Consider the following 2,993-nt stretch of genomic DNA (forward strand, 5'->3'; position numbering starts at 1 on the left):
CACTTCATCCATACAGAACACTTGTTTCTATCTTAACATAAGAGGGGGAGTTTTGTCTACCGACAACCGGCATTCATCTCCCGCCTACGCATTGGGGTATCGCACTGCACATTCTTTGAGGCGGGAGTCTTCTGCCGGGAGATGATAAAAAGACCATTACAAATAAATGAAAAACTGAAGTGATAACGTTTCCTATTTCCGAAAAGCCCGCTGCGTTGGCAGGTTTATTGCTGAAGGTGTTCGTATTGGGCGACAGATTGCAGATTTTAACTGCGGCCCGATGGTATTGGACTGCTGCAGTTTGCTGATCCAGGATTCCACGCCCGCGTAAAACTTGTTCAAGGCATCCGTCGCTTTTTCGCGGTTTTCTTTCGATTTTAAGTATTGGTAGCCGGCCACGCCGATCACTGTGTACAAGGGCAACTTTTTCACCGTACACCCCCTCCTAGTTTTCTTCTATTTACCCTCATTATAAGTGAAAAATCGATGGATTTGGAATATTTTGATTTGGATAGGAAATGGGGGCGTTACTTTCCGGAGACTTTTCATTTCATTGAGGATGGGTTTGCGTTACGTTTTGTCGCTTTTCATTCCATTAGGGCCGGGGGGCGTTACGTTCGGGAGGTATTTCGCCCCATTCAAGCCGGCTTTCATTCCATGCGGGCCGAACTTTTTTCGGTCAGGAAATTTTTTACAAACCCCTTTGTTACTTACTTACTTTTAGTAAGTTGATTTTTTGTGTATAATATACTAATAGATGTGAAGTCCCGAATGGGTAGAAAGGGGCGTTTCATGATGGGAAACCAAAGTTTATGTCCCCGTTTTGAGAGGGCATTTCAGTTATTAGGGAAACGCTGGGTCGGTGTGATTATCCGCGTCTTGTCCAATGGGCCGATGCGGTTTAATGAAATGGCGGAGCACATCCCGCATATCAGCCAAAAAGTGCTTTCGGAACGGCTCAAGGAACTGGAAGAACAGGGGATCCTTGTGCGGGAAGTGTACCCGGAAAGCCCTGTCCGGATTGAATACCACCTAACTGAAAAAGGCGAGGCCATCAAGCCCGTCCTCGATGAAGTGCAAAAATGGGCGGACAAATGGGTGGTGCTCGACTAATACAGAAAAGGGGCTGTCCCAAGCCATGAAAAGTAGAGATGATCGCGAACTTACGAAACCCCGGCGGGAAAAGCGAGACCCCTCGTGCTGAGGTATCGGGCGAGGAGACTCGCGACGTATACGAAATACGAGTAAATATCGCGATCATTAAAAATTTTGTTATTAAAGGGGTGTCCTTTGGCCAATTTGGGACTACCCCTTTTCGTTTAGCTTGAAAAGAAAATCGCGAGCAAAAGTGGAACGAGGATCATCAGCCCGATGACGATCCAGCCAAGCGGGTGCGCGAAGTTGATCGTCCATCCGCTGCCGAACCTTTTTTCCACCCAAACGGAAGGGTCATTGCGATTAAAGTAGAAGACGCCGAGCTTCCAATACTGGTCGTCATCATAATGGGAGCTTCCCTGCACTGCCCCGTTCCCCATGCGGATGCGGCTGCCGCCCTGACCGGTGGTGATCGAAAGGATGACGGCACCGAACAAGATCAAAAGTGCTGCCCCCATGCCGCCGTATGAAAGCCAGCCAACCGGAATCGGGACAATAAAGGAAAGCTGGATCATGAAAAACATCAAAATCAAAATGAACGACGATACCATTGTAAAAGCTGACCATCTGCGCCGGAAACGGACATTTTGCCGGAGCGATTTTTCCGGATCGTTGGCATTGAGCTGCTGCTTGCTTTTTGCAATCACCGTATTCATCCAGATGAACAAAACGAGCATAAACAGCTGTACAGTTGGCAGTTCAAACACTGTCCGGTACGATTTTTCCGCCCAGTCCGTCGGAGTGCCGTTGAAATCGTAATGAATCACAATCCGGTCCGGGATGCGGTCGTAAAACAAATAGGTTATCAGAAAAGTTGCCGCTGTAATCGCCGCATGGATCAGGAACCATGCATTGGAAAAAATGAGTTTCTGCTGGCGGAATTTCGGGTCGACCATAACGGTTTGTTTTTTCTCGTGCAGCCAATTGTACGCCGCTTTCATTTTTTTCATCTTCTGGTGGAAAAAAAGATAGATGAGAAAATCTCCGATGATACAGCCGATGACGGCCAGACCAAAGCCTGCTTCAAGAAACCCGCCTGTCTGTGCGGTGATGAATACGGCGGCGACAATGATGCTGAATACAACGATGGAAGCGGCGTATTGCTTTCTCAGTTTTTTCAGCTCGGGATCCGGATATGCTTCTTCCGGGATGGTAACGCCGAAACTTTCTGTTTTTCTTGTTATATATGGGGTGACGGCCATCACGATTCCAACCAGCCCAAAAAAGATCAAATGGATCACGGTTTCCATTTTTCTCCCACCTTTATTTTTGAATATCGTTGTAAAGTTTTTCGCACATTTGTAAAAATTGTTTTTGGCCAAGTCCGCGGCAAATCGCTTCACTGACGAGCGGGCGCAGCTGCCCGGCGAGCCCTTCCAAATACGTTTCATCAGCCGGGGGCATCTGGTCCGGCTGGATGACGACGCCTTTTTGCCGGTGGATGAGGATAAAACCTTCCTGCTTTAACATTTGGTACGCTTTGTTGACTGTGTGCATATTGACACCCAAATCGGCGGCCATCGCACGCACGGAAGGAAGCGGATCCCCCGGCGCCAGTTCTTTTGACGCGATGCCTTCGATAATGCTGTTGCGCAGCTGTTGGTAAATCGGAACATCCAATTCCAAGTCTATTTTTATGAACATGGCGATCATCTCTTCCGTATGTTATTTGTTATACATAATATATAACAGTTAGAATAAAAAAGCAATGGATATTCGTTTAAAAATATTATGTTTTTTCGACAGGAACTTTGGCCGGCTGCCCTGTTTTGTTTCGCGGAATCAGCGGACATTCCGGAGAAATCGGCGGGAAGACCCAATAAATCAGCAAAACTAAC

3 protein-coding genes and 1 pseudogene are annotated in these 2,993 nt (G+C 47.3%); 1 reads left to right on the forward strand and 3 read right to left on the reverse strand.

Annotation, left to right across the window (positions count from 1 at the left end; genetic code table 11):
- Positions 1-192 precede the first annotated feature (192 nt).
- Positions 193-432, reverse strand: coding sequence for a hypothetical protein (locus GBH70_RS16175; RefSeq protein ID WP_151681988.1), 240 nt, complete (start codon positions 430-432; stop codon positions 193-195).
- Positions 433-795: 363 nt separating this feature from the next.
- On the opposite strand from GBH70_RS16175, the gene GBH70_RS16180 reads away from it, so the two are divergent.
- Entirely contained in the window at positions 796-1,113 is a 318-nt protein-coding gene (locus GBH70_RS16180; RefSeq protein WP_151681989.1) for a winged helix-turn-helix transcriptional regulator, read from the forward strand.
- A 206-nt stretch (positions 1,114-1,319) separates the two neighbouring features.
- On the opposite strand, the gene GBH70_RS16185 is transcribed toward GBH70_RS16180, so the two are convergent.
- Both GBH70_RS16185 and GBH70_RS16190 read right to left on the reverse strand, forming a co-directional pair.
- The gene (locus tag GBH70_RS16185) at positions 1,320-2,405 is read right to left on the reverse strand and encodes a DUF1648 domain-containing protein (protein ID WP_151681990.1); all 1,086 of its coding nucleotides are present in this window, start codon (positions 2,403-2,405) and stop codon (positions 1,320-1,322) included.
- Positions 2,393-2,799, reverse strand: a pseudogene (locus GBH70_RS16190) (GntR family transcriptional regulator). The gene GBH70_RS16185 and the pseudogene GBH70_RS16190 overlap by 13 nt, the downstream one beginning before the upstream one ends.
- Between the last annotated feature and the right edge of the window lie 194 nt (positions 2,800-2,993).

Source organism: Weizmannia acidilactici (assembly GCF_008974225.1).
GTDB classification, from domain to species: domain Bacteria; phylum Bacillota; class Bacilli; order Bacillales; family Bacillaceae_C; genus Weizmannia; species Weizmannia acidilactici.

Bases quoted from the DNA above. Each gene is read 5' to 3' on its own strand.
- GBH70_RS16180 (WP_151681989.1), top strand. From the start codon at position 796: ATGGGAAACCAAAGTTTATGTCCCCGTTTTGAGAGGGCATTTCAGTTA.
- GBH70_RS16185 (WP_151681990.1), bottom strand. From the start codon at position 2,405: ATGGAAACCGTGATCCATTTGATCTTTTTTGGGCTGGTTGGAATCGTG.